Source organism: Candidatus Nitrosopumilus sp. SW (assembly GCF_006740685.1).
Classification (GTDB): Archaea; Thermoproteota; Nitrososphaeria; order Nitrososphaerales; family Nitrosopumilaceae; genus Nitrosopumilus.
In genome coordinates this window covers 336,441-354,217 of record NZ_CP035425.1, presented here as the reverse complement: position 1 = coordinate 354,217, position 17,777 = coordinate 336,441, and the positions used below count along the sequence as shown (strand labels likewise).

General features: G+C 33.3%; 20 protein-coding genes. 6 read left to right on the top strand and 14 right to left on the bottom strand.

Translation table 11 applies throughout. The features are described 5' to 3' along the window. Window positions 1-43 precede the first annotated feature (43 nt). Complete coding sequence (locus Nisw_RS02195; protein ID WP_141976129.1) at window positions 44-604, top strand: DUF309 domain-containing protein; 561 nt, start codon at window positions 44-46, stop codon at window positions 602-604. On the opposite strand, the gene Nisw_RS02190 is transcribed toward Nisw_RS02195, so the two are convergent. Then, window positions 588-1,874, bottom strand: a complete 1,287-nt coding sequence (locus Nisw_RS02190; protein ID WP_185736649.1) for an alkaline phosphatase family protein — start codon at window positions 1,872-1,874, stop codon at window positions 588-590. The two genes, Nisw_RS02195 and Nisw_RS02190, sit on opposite strands and share 17 nt — an antisense overlap. 228 nt (window positions 1,875-2,102) lie before the next feature. On the opposite strand from Nisw_RS02190, the gene Nisw_RS02185 reads away from it, so the two are divergent. Together Nisw_RS02185 and Nisw_RS02180 are read left to right on the top strand one after the other, a co-directional pair. Beyond that, window positions 2,103-3,119, top strand: a complete 1,017-nt coding sequence (locus Nisw_RS02185) for an HIT domain-containing protein (protein ID WP_141976127.1) — start codon at window positions 2,103-2,105, stop codon at window positions 3,117-3,119. Window positions 3,120-3,159: 40 nt separating this feature from the next. Then, the gene (locus Nisw_RS02180; protein ID WP_141976125.1) at window positions 3,160-3,606 is read left to right on the top strand and encodes a hypothetical protein; all 447 of its coding nucleotides are present in this window, start codon (window positions 3,160-3,162) and stop codon (window positions 3,604-3,606) included. On the opposite strand, the gene Nisw_RS02175 is transcribed toward Nisw_RS02180, so the two are convergent. From Nisw_RS02175 to thiD, 3 genes are read right to left on the bottom strand one after another with little or no spacing between them, the layout of a single operon-like run. Next, the gene (locus tag Nisw_RS02175) at window positions 3,603-4,040 is read right to left on the bottom strand and encodes a GNAT family N-acetyltransferase (RefSeq protein WP_141976123.1); all 438 of its coding nucleotides are present in this window, start codon (window positions 4,038-4,040) and stop codon (window positions 3,603-3,605) included. The two genes, Nisw_RS02180 and Nisw_RS02175, sit on opposite strands and share 4 nt — an antisense overlap. Window positions 4,041-4,043: 3 nt before the next feature. Next, a complete protein-coding gene (locus tag Nisw_RS02170; RefSeq protein WP_141976121.1) occupies window positions 4,044-4,745 on the bottom strand; it encodes a nucleotidyltransferase family protein in 702 nt (233 codons plus the stop codon). Between the two features lie 55 nt (window positions 4,746-4,800). Further along, window positions 4,801-6,102, bottom strand: coding sequence for a bifunctional hydroxymethylpyrimidine kinase/phosphomethylpyrimidine kinase (gene thiD / locus Nisw_RS02165; RefSeq protein ID WP_141976119.1), 1,302 nt, complete (start codon window positions 6,100-6,102; stop codon window positions 4,801-4,803). Window positions 6,103-6,205: 103 nt separating this feature from the next. On the opposite strand from thiD, the gene Nisw_RS02160 reads away from it, so the two are divergent. From Nisw_RS02160 to thiC, 3 genes are all read left to right on the top strand, one after another. Next, the gene (locus Nisw_RS02160) at window positions 6,206-6,397 is read left to right on the top strand and encodes a hypothetical protein (protein ID WP_141976117.1); all 192 of its coding nucleotides are present in this window, start codon (window positions 6,206-6,208) and stop codon (window positions 6,395-6,397) included. Between the two features lies 1 nt (window position 6,398). Beyond that, a complete protein-coding gene (locus tag Nisw_RS02155; protein ID WP_141976115.1) occupies window positions 6,399-6,617 on the top strand; it encodes a hypothetical protein in 219 nt (72 codons plus the stop codon). A 232-nt stretch (window positions 6,618-6,849) separates the two neighbouring features. After that, entirely contained in the window at window positions 6,850-8,178 is a 1,329-nt protein-coding gene (thiC, locus tag Nisw_RS02150; RefSeq protein WP_141976113.1) for a phosphomethylpyrimidine synthase ThiC, read from the top strand. Here the strand turns inward: thiC and Nisw_RS02145 are convergent. From Nisw_RS02145 to Nisw_RS02100, 10 genes are all read right to left on the bottom strand, one after another. Continuing rightward, on the bottom strand, window positions 8,161-8,565 hold the full coding sequence (locus Nisw_RS02145; RefSeq protein WP_141976111.1) for an NUDIX domain-containing protein: 405 nt from the start codon (window positions 8,563-8,565) through the stop codon (window positions 8,161-8,163). The genes thiC and Nisw_RS02145 overlap by 18 nt on opposite strands. A gap of 5 nt (window positions 8,566-8,570) precedes the next feature. Continuing rightward, window positions 8,571-9,422: a prephenate dehydrogenase/arogenate dehydrogenase family protein gene (locus Nisw_RS02140; protein ID WP_141976109.1), complete on the bottom strand. Its 852-nt coding sequence runs from the start codon at window positions 9,420-9,422 to the stop codon at window positions 8,571-8,573. Continuing rightward, the gene (locus Nisw_RS02135) at window positions 9,419-10,789 is read right to left on the bottom strand and encodes an aminotransferase class I/II-fold pyridoxal phosphate-dependent enzyme (protein WP_185736648.1); all 1,371 of its coding nucleotides are present in this window, start codon (window positions 10,787-10,789) and stop codon (window positions 9,419-9,421) included. Before Nisw_RS02135 ends, Nisw_RS02140 begins: the two co-directional genes overlap by 4 nt. 4 nt (window positions 10,790-10,793) lie before the next feature. After that, window positions 10,794-11,891, bottom strand: a complete 1,098-nt coding sequence (gene aroC / locus Nisw_RS02130; RefSeq protein WP_141976105.1) for a chorismate synthase — start codon at window positions 11,889-11,891, stop codon at window positions 10,794-10,796. Between the two features lie 326 nt (window positions 11,892-12,217). Continuing rightward, window positions 12,218-13,486 (bottom strand): 3-phosphoshikimate 1-carboxyvinyltransferase, encoded by a 1,269-nt coding sequence (gene aroA, locus Nisw_RS02125; RefSeq protein ID WP_141976103.1) that lies wholly within the window; start codon window positions 13,484-13,486, stop codon window positions 12,218-12,220. Beyond that, window positions 13,476-14,330 (bottom strand): shikimate kinase, encoded by an 855-nt coding sequence (locus Nisw_RS02120; RefSeq protein ID WP_141976101.1) that lies wholly within the window; start codon window positions 14,328-14,330, stop codon window positions 13,476-13,478. Before Nisw_RS02120 ends, aroA begins: the two co-directional genes overlap by 11 nt. Beyond that, the gene (gene aroE, locus Nisw_RS02115; RefSeq protein WP_141976099.1) at window positions 14,330-15,151 is read right to left on the bottom strand and encodes a shikimate dehydrogenase; all 822 of its coding nucleotides are present in this window, start codon (window positions 15,149-15,151) and stop codon (window positions 14,330-14,332) included. Before aroE ends, Nisw_RS02120 begins: the two co-directional genes overlap by 1 nt. Before the next feature lie 49 nt (window positions 15,152-15,200). Next, the gene (gene aroD, locus Nisw_RS02110) at window positions 15,201-15,872 is read right to left on the bottom strand and encodes a type I 3-dehydroquinate dehydratase (protein ID WP_141976097.1); all 672 of its coding nucleotides are present in this window, start codon (window positions 15,870-15,872) and stop codon (window positions 15,201-15,203) included. Between the two features lies 1 nt (window position 15,873). Beyond that, a complete protein-coding gene (locus Nisw_RS02105; protein WP_141976095.1) occupies window positions 15,874-16,935 on the bottom strand; it encodes a 3-dehydroquinate synthase II in 1,062 nt (353 codons plus the stop codon). After that, window positions 16,928-17,710 carry a 2-amino-3,7-dideoxy-D-threo-hept-6-ulosonate synthase gene (locus tag Nisw_RS02100; protein WP_141976093.1) on the bottom strand — a complete coding sequence of 261 codons (783 nt, stop codon included), beginning with the start codon at window positions 17,708-17,710 and terminating at the stop codon, window positions 16,928-16,930. The genes Nisw_RS02105 and Nisw_RS02100 overlap by 8 nt, the downstream gene beginning before the upstream one ends. Window positions 17,711-17,777: the final 67 nt, after the last annotated feature.

Sequence of the window (17,777 nt, the reverse complement as noted above, 5' to 3'; positions counted from 1 at the left end):
GAAATAGATAAGAAATTTAAGAAAATCTGAGGTAAATCCTACTATGGAACGATACATGCTGCATTTAAAAAATACTCGTTATGGTCCTGAACATTCACGCGAAGTCGTTTACAAAGCAAGAGATCTGGCATCTGACATGAATGCTTCAATCAGAGTTGCCAGAATTGCCAAAAAATTTGTTGAATTAGATGTGTCTGTTGAAAAAGAAGATCTTGATAAATTAATTGAAAAACTATCTCCAATTGGTCCTATTGATAATATTCGCCATGTCTTTGAAGAAGAAATAGATAAAGAAAAAGGAATCACTGATGGAATATTCTATTTTAACAATGAAAGATTCTGGGAAAGTCATGAAGCATTTGAAGGTGTTTGGAAAAAATGTTTTGGGCGAGAAAAAGAAATTGTTCAAGGAATTATTCTAATGGCTGTTGCTTTTGCACATGCTCAAAAGGATGAATTGAGCATTGGAATTGGAATGCTTCGAAGGGTACTAGAGAAATTAGGAACTTCTCCCTCTACATATCATTCTATTGATGTAGATATGATCAGAACTAAAGCAATGGAAATGCAACAAAAAAATAAGTTAACTACGTTTGAGATTTGATTAATTCTAAAGATTTTGTGACAACTTCTGCACCTTGAAGAAGACCAATACTTCCTTTCTTTGCTTGCTCTTCGGTCATTCTTGTTGTTCCGTCTTTTTTAATAAAGTCTCCTGACACTAATACTGGAACTGGGTCGTCACTATGTCCTTTGTTAATACATGGCGTTGAATGGTCTGCTGAAATTACTATTGCTACTTTGTTAGTATCTATGTTTTCAACAAGTGTTTTGAAAAATCTTTGGTCAATCTCCTCAATATTTTTCATTTTACCTATGGCATCGCCATCATGTCCGAACTCATCAGGACCTTTAAGATGAACATAGATTGAATTTTGAGTCTCCATTGCTTTAGCGGCAACTCTTGCTTTTTCTTCATAATCAGTTAATCCTCCGGCTTCAAAAGCTTTCATTTTTAGTACTTCTGAAATTCCTAACTCTACTGGCATATCTACAATGCATGAAAAATTCATACCATATTTTTCATTAATTGGTATTACATCTGGATACTTGTTTCCTGCATCTCTAAGTAAAATACAACTGAGCTTCTTTTTTCCTTGCTCCTCTCGTTTTTTGTTAATTTGACTTTCTTTACAAATTTTTATTGTTTGTTCTGAGAATTCATTTACTGTATTTGCAGTTGATTTTGCATCTTCAATATCTTCTAAAGGTAAACATTTTTCAATCTTCAAAAAATCCCCAACAGCTTTTGCTACTCCCATACCTCCAATGTTACTATATGCTGGATCCGTGTTTGTAATTTTTGATGATAATTTCTTTGAATTGTTTCTAATTCTAACCGTCACTCTATGACCAATTGTTGGTGACACTACCACTGATGTATCTGGATTTGAGAACTTTATCTTCTCTTCAATCTCTTTTGCTATTCCATCTGCATCTTCTTTTTCAATATGTCGTCCTGCTCTTCTATCAATGATGACTCCCTGTTCATCTAAGGTCGAATAATTTCCTCTTAATGCAAGATCTCCATCTTTAAAATCAATGCCAATTCCTATTGCCTCAATTACTCCTCTACCTGCATAATCTTCATGTTTGAATTTGTATCCTAACATGTTGAATACTGCAATATCTGATTCAGGTGCAATGCCTTTTCCTACAGAAATCACTTCGCCAATTGCCCCATTACTTGCAATTTTGTCTAAAATTGGGGTATTTGCCGCCTCTAATGGTGTTTTTCCATCTAAATCTGGATGTGGAAGGTCTCCTACACCATCTAAAAGAACGTAAATCATATGAATATCAGAATTATCCATGATCTCCCTCTGTTTAATCCAGACCTAGTGCTCTCCTTTAAAGCTTGCAACAAATTTTGCGATCAAAACAATATGAACATTATTTTTTTAATTTCTGAAAAGAAGTATTTTTTGATGAAATTCGTATTTTATTATTTTTTAGAAATTTTTTACAAAAATATTTTCTAATTTGAGATGTCATTGGATCTTAGTAAACGTTTTAACAGACATTTACTTCTAATTACAATTATGGGAGATATGCGCAAAGATTATGTTTCTGAGCGTTTCATGATTGTCTCAAAAAAAGATGACAAAGTTAAAGATTCAAAAAAATCTCCTTTTGCTCCTGGAAATGAATCCATGACAAATCCTTCTGTTTTGTCTCTTGTTGCAAAAGATGGAATGCTACAAAGATTACAAGATAGTGATGATGAATTTGTTGAAGGATGGTCAATCCGAGTTTTTGAAAGCAAAAATCCAATTGTATCAATTGACACTGAAAACTCCTACAGTGATAGGCCATTTTACAGTGAACCTGCATATGGATATCATTACATTGTTGTTGCTTCTCCAAACCAAAAAGATACTTTTGCAACAATTGATACTGAACAGTGGTCCAACATTTTAGTAGTTGTTCAAGACCGATTAAGATGGCTTTATACTCAAAAAGGAGTAACATACGTTTCAATTTATGCTGATCAAGGAGAACTCTCTGGTAGCACCACACCTCATCCTCATCTTAACATATTGACATTCTCTACAATACCTCCAATCATTGAAGAGGAGGCAGAGGCATCCCACAAAATTCTAAATGAAAAGGGTGTGTGCCCAATGTGTCAGACTGTTAATGAGGAAATTAGTGGTCCTAGACAGGTTCTTCAAACTGAAGGCTTTATCGCATTTTGCCCTTGGTCTCCATCCTATCCTTATGAGTTTTGGATTGCACCAAAGAAACACACAACAAGTTTCTCAAAAATCACTCAAAAAGAAATCAATGATTTATCCCTAATTCTAAGGGCAACTCTTGGGGGATTATCTCAAACTATCAAAAATGTATCATACAACCTAGTCTTTCACCTTTCTCCTGAGAAGAAAAATAGTAGACAGATTCATTGGCATATTGAAATTTACCCAATCACAAAATCCTGGTCTGGCTTAGAACGTGGATATGGAATTTTCTTAAATGATGTTTCTCCTGAAGAGGCTGCAGAAAAACTTGGTGCTGCCTGTAGAAAAGAACTAGCTAATCTAGTTGGAATTGTATGATTCTGAATAGTTTATTATTCAACTAAATATCTGATGTATTATGCAACTTGAAAAATGGTTAGGACTTGGAAGTATTGCGTTTTTTGTACTATTTGTTCTAGTAGTTAGTTCACTTTACATGTTCATGTTTGATGATCCTAACACTTCTGATCTTCCAATTGATCCTGATAATTTTGCAAATCCAAAACTTCTTCAATTCATTTCAATAACCATTGCACCTGGAGGAATTTTAGCTGCAGTTGCATTCATTTTGTCAAAGTATTATGGTTCTAAAAAAATAGGTGCCATGCTTATTGCAGATGGACTTATCTTACTTACTGGAATGGCATTTTCTCAAACTCTAATTGATAAAATTGCTGAACCATACATTACAGATACTGTTTTGATTATGCCGCCTTTGTTTATGGCATTATCTGCACCTGTAATTTATTTTGGAATACGTTTGATGAAAGTCAGAAAACCTCGTCCAAAAAAAGAATATTTCTAAACGTGATCAAATCTTAATTCATTTGCAACTTGTTTAAATCCTAATTTTTCATAAAATGGTTTGACATCCTCAGTGCAATCTAAAATTGTCTTGTAGCAGCCTTGGTTTTTGGCAATTTCAAGAAGATATTTCATAATTTTCTCTCCAATTTTTTGCCCTTGGAAATTTTTGTCCACAACTACATCCTCGATATGACCTACTAATCCTCCATTGTGAATGAATTTCTGTTCAATCAATAGTGTGGTAGATCCAACTATCTTTCCATCTATCTCTGCAACTGCTATTGTATAATCTGGATTTGAATCAATTTTCTTGAAAATTTTTTCTGCCTTATCTTTGTCAATATGACTTGCCTTTCTTAATGAATCCAATGTAGTGAGAAATCCATTTTGCAAATCATCAATTCCTAATTTTCTTATTATTGGTTCACTCATTTTTTACCTCTTTTTAGATTTCTTTGCAAATTCTTCATTTGCCTGTTTGTATGATTCTTTATTTCCAATATCCATAAATCCTTTTTTTGTAACAAAACTACTAACTAATTTTTTATTCTTCATTGCTTTTTTGATTACATCATCCATTCCGTATGGTTTGTTTTTTGGAATGTATTTCAAAATGCCTGGTTCCATGACATAACATCCCATGTTGATATTTGCTTTAATCTCTGGTTTTTCTTCCCAACTTGTTACTTTACCTGTCTTTGAAGTATTGATTACTCCATATTCCAAATTGGTTTTGTATTCATATAGGCTCATAGTTGTAAATGCTTTCTTTGCTTTGTGTTGTTTTATCATGTTTCTAAGACTAAAATCAAAAATTGAATCCCCATACACACAAACAAAAGTATCATCGATAAATTCTTCAGCTGTTTTGAGTTGACCTGCAGTTGCTAGTGGTTTTTTTGAAACTGCATATTCTATATTGACCCCAAATTTTTTTCCATCTTTGAAATAATCTTGAATTTTTTCTTTACGATAACTTACACACAGCACTATTGACTTTACACCATTTTTTTTATTCCAGTCAATTAGATGCTCTAGAATTGGTTTTTTCCCTAATGGCAACATAGGTTTTGGAGTTTTAAGTGTTAGTGGACGTAATCTTGTACCTAAACCTCCTGCTAAAATTACTGCCTTCACAAGTATCATTTCGTATTTGAGTATTTATGTTCAAGGATGATTTGATACTGGAATTTCATCCTTTAATTTTTGATATTTTTTCTAAAACATCCTTTGGTGTTTTTCCAAAAACAATGATCATCGGTTCTTTTCCAAAATCTCCTTTATGATAAATAACATCTGGAATTGTTTTTGAATTTTTGATTGCAGAATTTATTCCCCATCTAATTGTAGAGCCTTGAATTTTTACATTCTTGGGTTCTTTACTACGATCGTAACTACTAACTGTTAGTTTTAATTTTTTAATTTTTGATAGCGTTGTATTTTGATATTTTAAATTAATTGCAGAACAAATCTCTGGATATTTTTTATTCATTGATAATAACGCAGTTGCAACATGTTTTGAACCTCCATATTTCAAATCTCCTGCAACAAGCACGTTTTTTCCTGCTTTTACAATTCTACCTGAAATGCCCAAAACATCTTTTGTAGATCTTGGTTTTTGTTTTGAGAATACAAAGTTTGTTTGACACTCTGGAATATTTTTGTAAATTTCTTTCATGGCTGTAAATTTGTTAATTGCTGATGATAGATCTTCTTCAATCCCTTTCTTACTTTGTATATCTGTAATTACAATTCCTTTTCCAATTTTTTTTGCATTTTTTATTGAATTTTGTGTAAATTTCTTTGCAAAATATAGTGATTCTTTGACACTTTTCTTTTTTGCAAGTGAATGTATTATCACTGCTGAATGAATGCATCCACTTCCATGGTTGGTTTTTGGAATTTTCTCTCCTGAAATGATATATTTTCTATTTTTCTCTAGCACAAAATCTGAAACCTTGTTTTTCTTTTCTTCAAATCCTGTAATTACAACATTTTTTGCTCCCATACCTTGGATTATTTTTGCTACTTTTTCAGGCGTATTTTTTGTTGAAATTTTTATTTTTGTAAGAAATTCTGCTTCTGATTTGTTTGGCGTGATTATTGTAGCAAGAGGTATGATGTATTTTTGAAAATCTTTTGTTGCATTGTTTTCTATTAGGTATCCTCCTGTTGTTGATCTTATCACTGGATCCACTACAATGGGAATTTTTAATTTTTTTAATTGATGATATATTATTTTAATAATTTTTGAGTTATACACCATTCCAATTTTTATTCCATCAATTTTAAAATCTGAAAATATTGAATCTAGTTGTTTTTTTAACATGTTGGGTGATACTGGTTCAACAATTCCAAATTTTGACGTATTCTGACTTGTAATTGCAGTTATTGCAGTTAACGGATGTACTCCTAATTTTGAAAATACTCTAATGTCACTTTGAATTCCTGCCCCTGATGATGGATCAGATCCTCCAATAGAAAGTATGTTCACACTGTTTTCTTATTTCGAACACTAATCTATTTTTCTTTTTGATTTGTTTTACTCTTCAATTTTTATCATATGTGTTTTATAGTCTGAAGTTTATTTTGTACTGATGACTGAAATTCCAATGATTGATGATTCTCCTCCAGAAGAATTACGTTGTACTGTATGTTTATTGCCCATGCAATATCAAACAAAAAAAGAAGGAAAATTTTTGTGGCAATGTTTCAAATGTGGAAAACAATATCTTGTTACTGGAAACACTGCTGATTCTGTAGAGGAAAGCTGGAGTCCTCCGAGATGATATGGTTGAAATAAATTCTTTAAAATCTGAAAATCAAAAACTACGAGAATACATTTCGTTGATAAATGCTGAACTGGAATTATCACAAAGAGTTTATGATATAAAACAAAATTTTGTAAATTCTCCTGATTCTGAGCGTATAATCAAGCCTATTTTAGATAGAATTTCAAAAATCCGATCTGAGAAATCTTTACTTCAAAAAGAACTAAATCTGAACTGAATTCATGCTGATGATTGGGTCACACAATCAAATGAGCAAAATTCATCTTTTATACTGTAAAATTCTCTCCCACAATGCCTGCATTCTCTGATAGTTCTCACAAGATATAATGTCGTATTATTCCATTTAAAGTCGATCTGTTTTTTAATATATTGTAAATAAAATCTCAAGCGATTAATAAAGTTCTGTAACTTTATGATTGTTTAAATCAGGCAAAAGTATAGATTATTCTATGGCAACTCAAATGACTGCCGCACGACGCGGTGTTGCAACTGATGAAATGAAACAAGTTGCAAAAGATGAAGATGTCACTCTTGACTGGCTAATTCCAAAAATTGCAAAGGGTTCTATTATTATTCCAAGTAATAATTGCCGACCTCAAAAAATTCATAATGTTGGAATTGGCAAAGGCTTGAAAACTAAAGTTAATGTAAACATTGGGACTTCTACATTAAATGTTAATCTTGAAGAAGAGATTGAAAAAGCAAAGGTTGCAGTAAAATATCACGCAGATACTATGATGGATCTTAGTGATGGTGGTGATGTAAAGCATATTAGAAAAACTTTGTTAGAAACTGCACCAATAACTTTTGGTACTGTTCCAATTTATGAAGCATACAATTATGGTGTTGAAGTACACAAAAATCCTTTGAACCTTACTGAAGATGATTATCTAAATGCATTTGAAAATAATGCAAAGGACGGTGTTGATTATACGACTATACATTGTGGCATTACTAAAGACATCGCAAAAAGAATTCTAAAAGTTCAAAGATATGGTGGTGTTGTCAGCAAAGGTGGTACTATTACTGCTGCATGGATGCTAAAACACGACAAAGAAAACCCATACTTGACTCATTATGATTATCTTGTAGAAATGGCTAAGAAATATGATGTTACTTTTAGCCTTGGCGATGCACTTCGACCTGGCTCTATCTTGGATTCCCATGATGAATTACAAGTTCAAGAAATGATCAATATTTCACAATTGACTAAGCGTGCACATGAACAAGATGTTCAAGTGATGGTTGAAGGTCCAGGACATGTTCCTCTAAATGAAGTTGCAGCAAATGTCAGACTTGCAAAATCTTTGATTGGAGATGTCCCATACTATGTTCTTGGTCCATTAGTAACTGATGTTGCATCTGGACATGATCACATTGCAAGTGCAATTGGTGCAGCTGTATCTGCAAGCGAAGGTGTTGATCTTCTATGTTATCTTACTCCTTCAGAACATCTTGCATTACCTAATGCTGATGAAGTAAAGGCTGGATTAATTGCATATAGGATTGCAGCACATGCAGGTGATCTTGTGAAAATTCGTGATAAAGCGATTAAATGGGATATGGAGATGACTGAAGCTCGTCGTACTTTGGACTGGGAAAAACAACTTGCATTATCTATTGACCCTGAGGAAGCTGCAAAAATTCACAGCAGAACCGGACAACATCCTGGTAATAATGTTCCTTGTACTATGTGCGGAGGTGCATGTGTTTACATGATGCTGCCTCAACAAAAAAAATATGAAAAAGAAAACGAAAATCTACAACAAATTGAATAATACTTTTTCAAGACTGGGAACTGTTTCATAATCTTTCAATTCCTCAACCTTAATCCATTTAAAATCCGAATTTTCCCAATTGAGTTTGATGGTTGGGTTTTTTGCTTCAAATAAAAACGGAAAAATTTCCCACTCATGATTTTGATATTGTGGTGAGTTAATTCTCATCTCTTCAGCAGATTTTACTAAAGTTATTTGATTTTCTGTAATTCCGACCTCTTCGAAAATTTCAATTTTTGCTCTATTGAGTGGCTCTTCATTTTTTTCTATAATTCCACTTATCCCTGCCCACAATCCCTTCATAGTTTTGACTTCTTGACTTCGTTTTAGAATTAATAATTTCTCATTGTCTCTGATGAAAGAAGTAACTATCTTTGTTGAGCGCATGCCCGTTATTTTTCAACGGCTTTGACCATCTTTGTTAGTTTCTTGTAAGACTCATTGATGTCTGTATGTTTTGCTAATCTATCTTGGCAATCTTTAATGTAATTTACAACTTCTTCCGTTTTAGATTCTTGAACTGCTGTTAGTAACCTTCCAATGTCTTTCCAAAGCTCTTCTGCAACTCTACGGATTTCAGGATTTGCAATTATAGTTTCAATTAATTCCGGGGATTCCGTCATGATGCTTTCTGCTAATGTTTTCTGAACTCTGAAAGTTGTACCTGACATTTTTTCTGTAAGTAACATTTTTTCATCTTTTGAAACAATGTTTGCAAAAACCAAATTCATTAAATGAGTTAATCCTAAAATGACTGCAATCTTTTTGTCATGTTCAACTGCATCAATTGTAACAAAATTAGCTCCTTCAAACAATGATTTTGCTACGGTTAATTCTTTTTTTGCATCTTTGATTGGGACTGAAATTATGTTTTGACCTTTTATTGTTTTTACTCCTGGTCCAAACATTGGGTGAATGCAAATTGGATTGATCTTTGCAGGCATTTTTGATAATGATGAAACAACTTTGGATTTCTCAGATGAAATCTCAATAAGGTATGTTCCTCTTTTCATTTCTTTTGCAATTAGTCTAATGATTTCTGGTGTTCTTCTTGTTGGAGTACATAAGACTACATAATCTGCCTTGAGAATTGCTCCTACTAGAGAATCTGATGGTATTATTCCCTTGCCGGGAATTTTGTTTTCTGAATCAAAACCTGTTACCTCAAATCCTTTGTCTGCAAAATATTTGGCAAACCATTGACCCATTTGCCCTCCTGCTCCAATAACTGTAACTTTCTTCATTGATCTTCACTCATGATATCCTTTAGTATATTCATTCCCTCAATTAGTGTCTTCTCGTCCTGACATGCTGAAATTCTTATGAAATTTTTGTAATCTCCAAATCCTTCTCCTGGAGCTACTGCTAAACCTCTTTCAAGTGTATTATTTGCAAATTGTACTCCATCAAACCCTTCTTTATTGACTCGAGCAAAGATGTACATTGCCCCCTCTGGAACAACAATATCTAGATTCATCTCATTTGCTTTTTGAATCAACACATCTAGTCTACTTTGGACTGTTTTATTATTGTTGGACGTATCTGCTTCCAATGCTTTCATGGCAATGTATTGAATTGGTTCTGATACATTAGTTAGACATAATGCTTCTAATTTTGCCATTTTTTCAATAATCTCTGTATCTGCAATTGCATATCCTATTCTAAAACCTGTCATGGCATGGGATTTCGAAAATGATTGTGTTACAATACTTTTTTCATAATTATAACTCAAAACACTTTTCCATTCTGATTTTACATATTCAGAATAAATCTCATCACTTAATACATACAGATTATTTTTCTTTGCAATTTCAATAATTTGATCTTGTAATTTTTCTGGAAGAATTTTTCCTGTTGGATTGTTAGGATAGTTCAAGACTATCATTTTTGTATTTGAATTAATTGTATTTTCTATTTGTTCTGTGGATGGCTCCCACTTGTTTTCAAAAGATGTGTTTATCGTTCTGACTTTGATTCCTGAATTTAATGCACAATCTTTGTATGCGGGCCATGCGGGTTCAATTACAATCATCTCGTCTCCTGGATTTAGTAGAGTTGTTATTGCAGTAAATATGGAGAATCTTGCACCTGGACTAACTATGATGTTTTCTAGAGTTACATTTGCATTAAATTTTTTATTTGCATGCTTTGCTAATGCTTCTCTAAATATTGGCATTCCTTTTGCTTGTCCGTATTTTAGAAATCCTTTCTCAAACACTTCTTCTAATGCATCTTTTACAATTGTTGGTGGCAAAAAGTCTGGTTCTCCTACTTCCATATGGATAATGTGTTTTCCTTGTTGTTCCAATTCCTTTGCTTTAAGAAATATTGAAAGATGAGTTTGTTTATTTGATGATTGAACCTTGATTGATTCGTTTAATAGAAAATTCAAAAACTTTGTAGCGATTTCTTCATCCAATCCTATCTCTTGACATACTGAAATCACTTTTCCGCGAAGATTGTCTTCACGTGTTTCATCAGTGACCCCCTTGCCGATGTTTTTCTTTACTTCACCAATCTCCTTTGCGATATCTGTTCTAGTTTTTAGTAACTTTACCATCTGAAGAGTTACTTCGTCCATCTTATTCCGTAAATCGTTAATATCTGACATTTTCTTACAAAACAGGCTTGATTTGACCTGAAATTAGTGCATGATCTGCAATTGTTAATGCTACAAGAGAATCTACTACAGGTGGGGCTCTTGGAACAACACATGGGTCATGTCTTCCCTTCACTTGGAGTGTGGTCTCTTTTTTGGTCTTGATGTCTACTGTACTTTGTTTTTGTGAAATTGATGATGCTGGTTTGAATGCAATTCTCATTGTAATTGGCATACCATTTGAAATTCCTCCTAGAATTCCTCCTGAATTATTTGTCTTGGTTACAATTTTACCTCTTTTTACAGTATACAGGTCATTATTTTCAGAACCGAAAAGTTCCGACCCTTTGAATCCTGACCCAAATTCTACTCCTTTAACTGATGGAATAGAAAACATTGCTTTACTCAAATCTGATTCTAATGAACTAAAAATTGGTTCCCCTAATCCGACTGGAACGTTTGTCGTAACTGATTCAATTATTCCTCCTAGTGAATCTCCTCTCTTTCTTGCATCCAAAATACTCGCTCTCATTATTTTTGCTGTTTTATCTTCAGGACATCTTACTTCGTTTTTATAAATTGAATTAATCATTTTTTCATTAAATTCTCTTTCCATCTTTATTTTTCCAATTTGTGATGTGAAAGAATTTGTTTCAATTCCTAAAGTTACTTTTAGAAGTTTCCTTGCAATTGCACCTCCCATCACATGTGTTGCAGTTAATCTTCCTGAAAATCTTCCTCCTCCTCTGTGATCATTATATTGATTGTATTTCATCATGGCTGGATAATCCGAATGCCCTGGTCTGAGTTTTGTTTTCAAATTTTCATAATCTTTTGATTTTTGATCACTGTTCCAAATTACCATTGTTATTGGTGCACCTGTTGTGTACCCCCTGAAAATTCCTGAGATGATCTCTACTATGTCTCCTTCTTTTCTTTGAGTTGAAATTATATTTTGCCCTGGTTTTCTTTGATCTAACATTTTTTGAATATCTTTTTCATCAATTTCTAATCCTGCAGGACAACCATCTAAAACGGCTCCAATAGATTTTCCATGACTCTCCCCAAAACTTGTCAACACAAGACGCTGACCAATAGAACTTCCCGGCAACATAATATCAAAGCTAAATGATGCTTATAATTCCTCATTCGGATTCTTTAGAAAAATTCCTACTGTTTTGGATTCTTTTTTACAATTAATTCTGGTATGATTATAATTTATAAAATATAGCCTATTTTTATGAAATTATTTTAATATATTCTTAAATATAATAATAACATATAGAATACATGGAAAAACGTGCAATTTTTACTGCATAATTTGCGCGGCCTTGCGAAAAATACATGTTATCTACGCAAAAGCGTTGAGGGTGTGGAGAATGCTTTTCACCCTATACAAGGTCGCGCCTTTATCCCTTTTAGTTGATTTTTTTTGAAAACTTATTCTGATTGAATTTTTGCTCCAATTTTGTTCATCTCTTCGATGAAGTTTGGATACGAAACTTGAACTGATTCTGGATCTGTTACAATACAGTCTCCAACATACATTCCTGCAATACAAAATGCCATGAAAAGTCTGTGATCATTCTCGGAATTTAATTCTGCACCATTAGGATTTCCAGTTGATTCTAAAACTAAACCATCTTCTTTCTCCTGAACTTTAATTCCAAGTTTCACTAATTCTCTTGATGTTATTGCAATTCTATCTGTTTCTTTTAATCTTGCATGTTTTACATTGACAATTTCAATTGGACTCTCTGAATTTAATGCAAGTATTGCCAATGGTGGCAAAAGATCTGGAGAGTTACTCAAATCGAATCTTCCTCCCTTTAGTGTTTCAGGTGATTTAATTTTAATTTCATCTTCATCAATACTTACTGTAACTCCTAACTGCTCTAGTATGTCGATAAAGACCTCGTCTCCTTGAGGTAAATTCCCAATATTTCCTTTGATTGTTGTTTCATCTCCGTTAAGAACTGCTGCAGATAATAATAATGCAAGACTAGAAAAATCAATTGGAACTGTAAAAGTTGTTGGATTGTAAATCTGTGGTGAAATATTGTATCTTTTGTATGGGATTAGTGTTTGTACGCTAACTCCAAATTTTCTCATTGTTGCAATTGTTGCATCCAGATATGGTTTTGATACTAGATTATCTTTTATCGAAAGATTGATTCCTTTTTCAGTCAGTGGTGCAGTAATTAATAATGCAGAAATAAACTGACTGGAGAAATTCCCTGGAATTGTTACATCTCCTCCTGAAATCTTCCCCTTGATTTTGATTGGTGGTTTACCATTTGTTGATTGACATTGTGCTCCTATGCTTGATAATGCATCTAATAGGGGCTGCATGGGTCTTTTTTGTAAACTCTCATCCCCTGTCAAAGTAATCTCTTCAGAAAATAAACCTGCAATTCCTGAGGCAATTCTAATTGTTGTTCCTGAATTCTCGGTATTGATTTCAGGCACGATTTTATCAAAATTTATGGGATTTTTGACAATTATTGATGAATTCTCTATCTCTATAACTGCACCAAATTTCTTACATGCTTCAATTGTTGCAAGAGTGTCTGCTGATAACAATACGTTTTCCACCTTACTATTATCTCCTGCAAGTGATGCAAGAAATATTGCTCTATGTGTATAGCTTTTGTTTGGGGGACAAACTATTTGTCCTGAAATTGTAGATTTTTCTATTTTACACTTCATGAACTTCAGCCTTTTTGTTACTGATTTTTGAAACTATGATGTTTCCCTCTAATGTTGAAAATACTTTTTTGATGTTAGATTCATTTTCTTTTTTTGTAATTGCTGCAATTGCTGGACCATTTCCTGAAACCGATGCTCCTAAAGCTCCTTTTTCAATTAATCCTGTAATTATTTCTGGACTTGAACTGAGAATTGATGCTGTAGCTAATCCGTTAATTATCATCGCTTCCCAATAGTTAGATTTTTTTGCTAAATTCCAAGCATGATCAAAAACTGACGATAGTACTTTGAGTTTTTTTAGATTTCCTCGTTTTCTGTTTTTTGGAATAAAAATTACTGCAATTAAATTCGATGGCCCTTTTTCAAAACTCATTCTTTTCTTCTTTGCATTATCTGTAACGTTAAACCCTCCGTAGTAACATGAACATGCATCGTCATACGCCCCTGTGATGCTTACTTTTGATTCAATTGATGCCTCAACACCTGCAAGTAAAATTTGTTGATCAGTAAATTTTGATTTGAAAATTTTTGCACATCCTAGTGCAACTGCTGATGATATTGCACTAGAACTTTTCAATCCGTATCCTGTAGGAATTTCTGATTCTAATGTAATTGTAATCTTGTTTTCATCAAGATCTTTTTTTGAAACAATTTTTTCAACTGTCTTGTTAATTAGGCGCGAACTAAGAGTTTTATTTTCTGATTGAATGATTATGCCTTTTCCAGGAGATGTTTCAACAATTGCTTCAACCTTTAGATCTATTCCTAATGTTGCTCCTTTTTGGTTTGCAATCGCATTTACTATTGAAACTGCTCCATGAACGGTAGCCTTTGCTTTTGCCATCAAAATCCTCCTAAAAGTGCTTTTTTCATGGCATTATAAGGTGCTTCCATATTGTGCCAAATCTCAAACGCTCTTACTGCTTGACCTAGTAACATCTCATATCCAAAAATAATAATGGCGTTTTTTTCTTTTGCTTTTTTTAGAAAATCTGTATTCATTGGCATGTATACAATATCGTAGACAACTGTGTTTTCGTTAATCCCTTCAAGTGATATTGGGCTCGATTCATTTTGTAATCCTATTGACGTTGCATTGACAATGATATTGTAATTTTTTGCTGATTCATTTACCTCATCAATCGTTATGGTATTTGCATTAAGGCTGATCTTTTTTGCAAATTCTGCTAGATTATTTGCCTTTTCTATTGTTCTATTTGCAATTGTAATGCTTTTTGCTTTTTCTTTTGCAAAACCTGCAATGATAGCTCTTGCAGCTCCTCCTGCACCTAGTAAAAGAACATTTGAATTTGCAATGTCTATGTTTCTTTTCTTTAATGGTTCTAGAAAACCATCCATGTCAGTATTGTATCCTTTTAACACCCCGTCATTATTCACAACAGTATTTACTGCCCCAATTAGACTGCATGATTCGTCAATTTTATCCAAATATTTCATCATCTCAACTTTATGAGGAATGGTAACATTAAATCCATCAATTTTGATTTTTTTCAAACCTTCTATTCCCTCTTCTAATTCATCTTTTGGAATTCTATATGCAATGTATGAACAATCAAGATTCAATTCCCTGAATGCTGCGCTGTGGATATTTGGAGATAAAGAGTGGTTAATTGGATCTCCAATCACTGCAAATGTTTTTCCCATAACATCTCCGCGTAATATGATTGATTTAAACTCTCAATTGATGTGATGATTATTTTTTTAAGTTGATGATTTTATTTGCCTCATCAACACTGAACTGACCTGGTGCAACTGGTTTTCCTAGGGAGACGTAAGTGTATGGACTGCCTAAATACAGGCACAAAATTCTTGAAATTCTACCAAGATCTCCCATGGCAAATGAAATTAGATTATTCTTCCCCCTTTTACTGTATAATTCGAGCATTCTTGTTGAATCATCAGTTGATTTTGCACTGCTGACAATTTTCACAAAGTTTGAGAATTTACTCATTTGACTCATTTTCTTTTTTAATTCCACAGAACTTGGAGTTTTTTTAAAATCATGCCAAGACACAAGTAATTTTGTTTTTGTTGATTTTAGGTACTTTGCTAATAATGCATTTTTTTTCAGGGTGTTAAACTCCACGTCTAGTAAGAATGGGTTGTATTCTGCAATCAATTTAATTATTGCAATTCTCTCTTTCTCATTTCCTGGAAATTGTCCTCCCTCTGTTTTTGGTCTTAATGTGCAAACCGATTTTTTCAAATCTTTTTTGACTAGTTCTAATGTCTCTGGAATTTGTTCGATTTTTAGAAAATCAAATCTTATCTCGACAAAATCTGATTTCTTTAAAGCAATTTTTAATGTCTGTTTTACTTTGTTAGGTGTCTTTTCTGCAATGGATACACAAGTTTTGTATTTCATTTTATTTTTCTAGAATATACTCATCTGAAACTTCCATACCAAAATGTCTGCCCGTTGCTGGTTTTGAGTGAACCATTACTGTATCCCCTTTCTTGAGATGTGTAACTGATACTAGTTGTCCGTTTGGTTTCACAAAACGAATTGTCTCTGCATCTTGTGCAATTATTCCTCCGATTTCTCCTCCGGCTTTTGCTTTAATCATTAACATTGGTCTTCTTTCAATCTTTGATCTTCCTACAGTTGCTCTTCTTGCTTTTCCTTTGGAATTTAGAATTAATACCTCTGAACCTGTTTCTACTTCTGACAAATAGTTGGTTGTTCCATCTGGAGATAATGTGTAACAATGTACTGCTCCTGCATTTACTCTAAATGGTCTTGGTGATGTAAATGATGAACCCACTGATTCATTATGAACTAAAAACAAAAAGTTTGATCTGCTTCCAATTAACATTCCTTCTCCTTTGTGAAGCATTGATGCAGTATCTACGCAGACTCTTTCTCCATCTCCCACTTCTTTAATATCGATAATTTTTGCAGGTTTCATATCGAAACTTCTAGTTCCCAAGTAAACCATTGCTTCTCTAACTTCATTAATTGATGATGTGCTGAAAATAACCCCATCCACTCCTACTTCTAGGATTGAAAACATTTTTCGAACTTCTTCAGGTGTTCTTGCAATTGCAAAAATTTTGGTATGTATCTTGTGTAGTTTTGCAATTATATTTTCTAATGGAATTATCTTCCAGTCTTTAACTTCAACAACTACAAAATCTAATCCTTTTTTTGCAATAGTTAAGATATCTTCAATATCTGTATTTGATAATACTTGGAATTTTCTTCCAACTTTTTTGCCCTTTGGTTTTGTTGCATTTTCTTTTTCAAGAATTACATAATTGGCATTGTTTGATGGATAGACTGTTTGCAATTTTGTTTTTTTCTTACCTATTTTTTTTGGATCAAGGTATATCATTTTGATACCTTCTTCTTCTAATTGTGGCAAAAGCTTGGATAATTGTGCCTGTGAACCTTTAGGTGAAATAATTAATTCTCTACTTTTACTCAATTTTCTTCATTGCTTCCTTTGCTGTGCCTTTTCTGAAAATTATTTCAGCTAATGCTTCTACCATTTTTTCAGGTGCTTTATGTGCAAAGATGTTTCTACCATATGTGACACCTTTTGCTCCTGCTGTCATGGCATCTTCAGTCATTTGAAGAATATCTAAATCTGTTTTTGCTTTTGGCCCACCTGCAATTACAATTGGAACCGGTGTACTCTTTACGACTTTTGAAAATGAATCAATATCTCCTGTGTATAATGTCTTAACAATATCTGCTCCGCATTCTGCTCCAATTCTTGCAACATGTGCAACAATTTCCGGATCATGTGGATCTTTGACGTTCTCTCCTCTTGGATACATCATTGCTAAGAGTGGCATTCCCCATCTATGACATTGATCTGCAGTTAATCCTAACTGCTCTAACATCTCTGGTTCTTCTTTTCCTCCAATGTTGATATGTAATGAAACTCCATCTGCTCCTAATGCAACTGCTTCTTTTACAGTACCTGTAAGCATTTTTCGATTAGGTGATAATGACAATGCGGTGCTACTTGAAAAATGAACTAAAACTCCAACTTTAGGTGGTTTTGGTAATGATTTGATAATTCCTTTGTTAATTATTACACTTGTAAGGCCGTGACCTTCACATTTGTAAATTGTTGATGCTGGGTCTTCAAGACCCTCAATAGGACCATTTGAAATCCCATGATCCATTGGAATACATAACATTCTTCCCTTTCTAAGAATTCGATTAAGTCTAATTTGGTTACCTGATACCATGAGTGGATCTGCTTTTTGTGCCCTACTTAAAAATAACGTGAACCCCTAATCTCAAATTCATTAAGAT

What these genes read in the sequence shown, in the direction of transcription:
- Nisw_RS02120 (WP_141976101.1), bottom strand. Translation starts at nt 14,330, where the DNA reads ATGGCAAAAGCAAAGGCTACCGTTCATGGAGCAGTTTCAATAGTAAAT.
- Nisw_RS02100 (WP_141976093.1), bottom strand. Translation starts at nt 17,710, where the DNA reads ATGGTATCAGGTAACCAAATTAGACTTAATCGAATTCTTAGAAAGGGA.
- Nisw_RS02145 (WP_141976111.1), bottom strand. Translation starts at nt 8,565, where the DNA reads ATGCGCTCAACAAAGATAGTTACTTCTTTCATCAGAGACAATGAGAAA.
- Nisw_RS02140 (WP_141976109.1), bottom strand. Translation starts at nt 9,422, where the DNA reads ATGAAGAAAGTTACAGTTATTGGAGCAGGAGGGCAAATGGGTCAATGG.
- aroA (WP_141976103.1), bottom strand. Translation starts at nt 13,486, where the DNA reads ATGAAGTGTAAAATAGAAAAATCTACAATTTCAGGACAAATAGTTTGT.
- thiC (WP_141976113.1), top strand. Translation starts at nt 6,850, where the DNA reads ATGGCAACTCAAATGACTGCCGCACGACGCGGTGTTGCAACTGATGAA.
- aroD (WP_141976097.1), bottom strand. Translation starts at nt 15,872, where the DNA reads ATGAAATACAAAACTTGTGTATCCATTGCAGAAAAGACACCTAACAAA.
- Nisw_RS02155 (WP_141976115.1), top strand. Translation starts at nt 6,399, where the DNA reads ATGGTTGAAATAAATTCTTTAAAATCTGAAAATCAAAAACTACGAGAA.
- Nisw_RS02135 (WP_185736648.1), bottom strand. Translation starts at nt 10,789, where the DNA reads ATGTCAGATATTAACGATTTACGGAATAAGATGGACGAAGTAACTCTT.
- aroE (WP_141976099.1), bottom strand. Translation starts at nt 15,151, where the DNA reads ATGGGAAAAACATTTGCAGTGATTGGAGATCCAATTAACCACTCTTTA.
- Nisw_RS02160 (WP_141976117.1), top strand. Translation starts at nt 6,206, where the DNA reads ATGACTGAAATTCCAATGATTGATGATTCTCCTCCAGAAGAATTACGT.
- Nisw_RS02180 (WP_141976125.1), top strand. Translation starts at nt 3,160, where the DNA reads ATGCAACTTGAAAAATGGTTAGGACTTGGAAGTATTGCGTTTTTTGTA.
- aroC (WP_141976105.1), bottom strand. Translation starts at nt 11,891, where the DNA reads ATGTTGCCGGGAAGTTCTATTGGTCAGCGTCTTGTGTTGACAAGTTTT.
- Nisw_RS02195 (WP_141976129.1), top strand. Translation starts at nt 44, where the DNA reads ATGGAACGATACATGCTGCATTTAAAAAATACTCGTTATGGTCCTGAA.
- Nisw_RS02185 (WP_141976127.1), top strand. Translation starts at nt 2,103, where the DNA reads ATGGGAGATATGCGCAAAGATTATGTTTCTGAGCGTTTCATGATTGTC.
- Nisw_RS02175 (WP_141976123.1), bottom strand. Translation starts at nt 4,040, where the DNA reads ATGAGTGAACCAATAATAAGAAAATTAGGAATTGATGATTTGCAAAAT.
- Nisw_RS02190 (WP_185736649.1), bottom strand. Translation starts at nt 1,874, where the DNA reads ATGGATAATTCTGATATTCATATGATTTACGTTCTTTTAGATGGTGTA.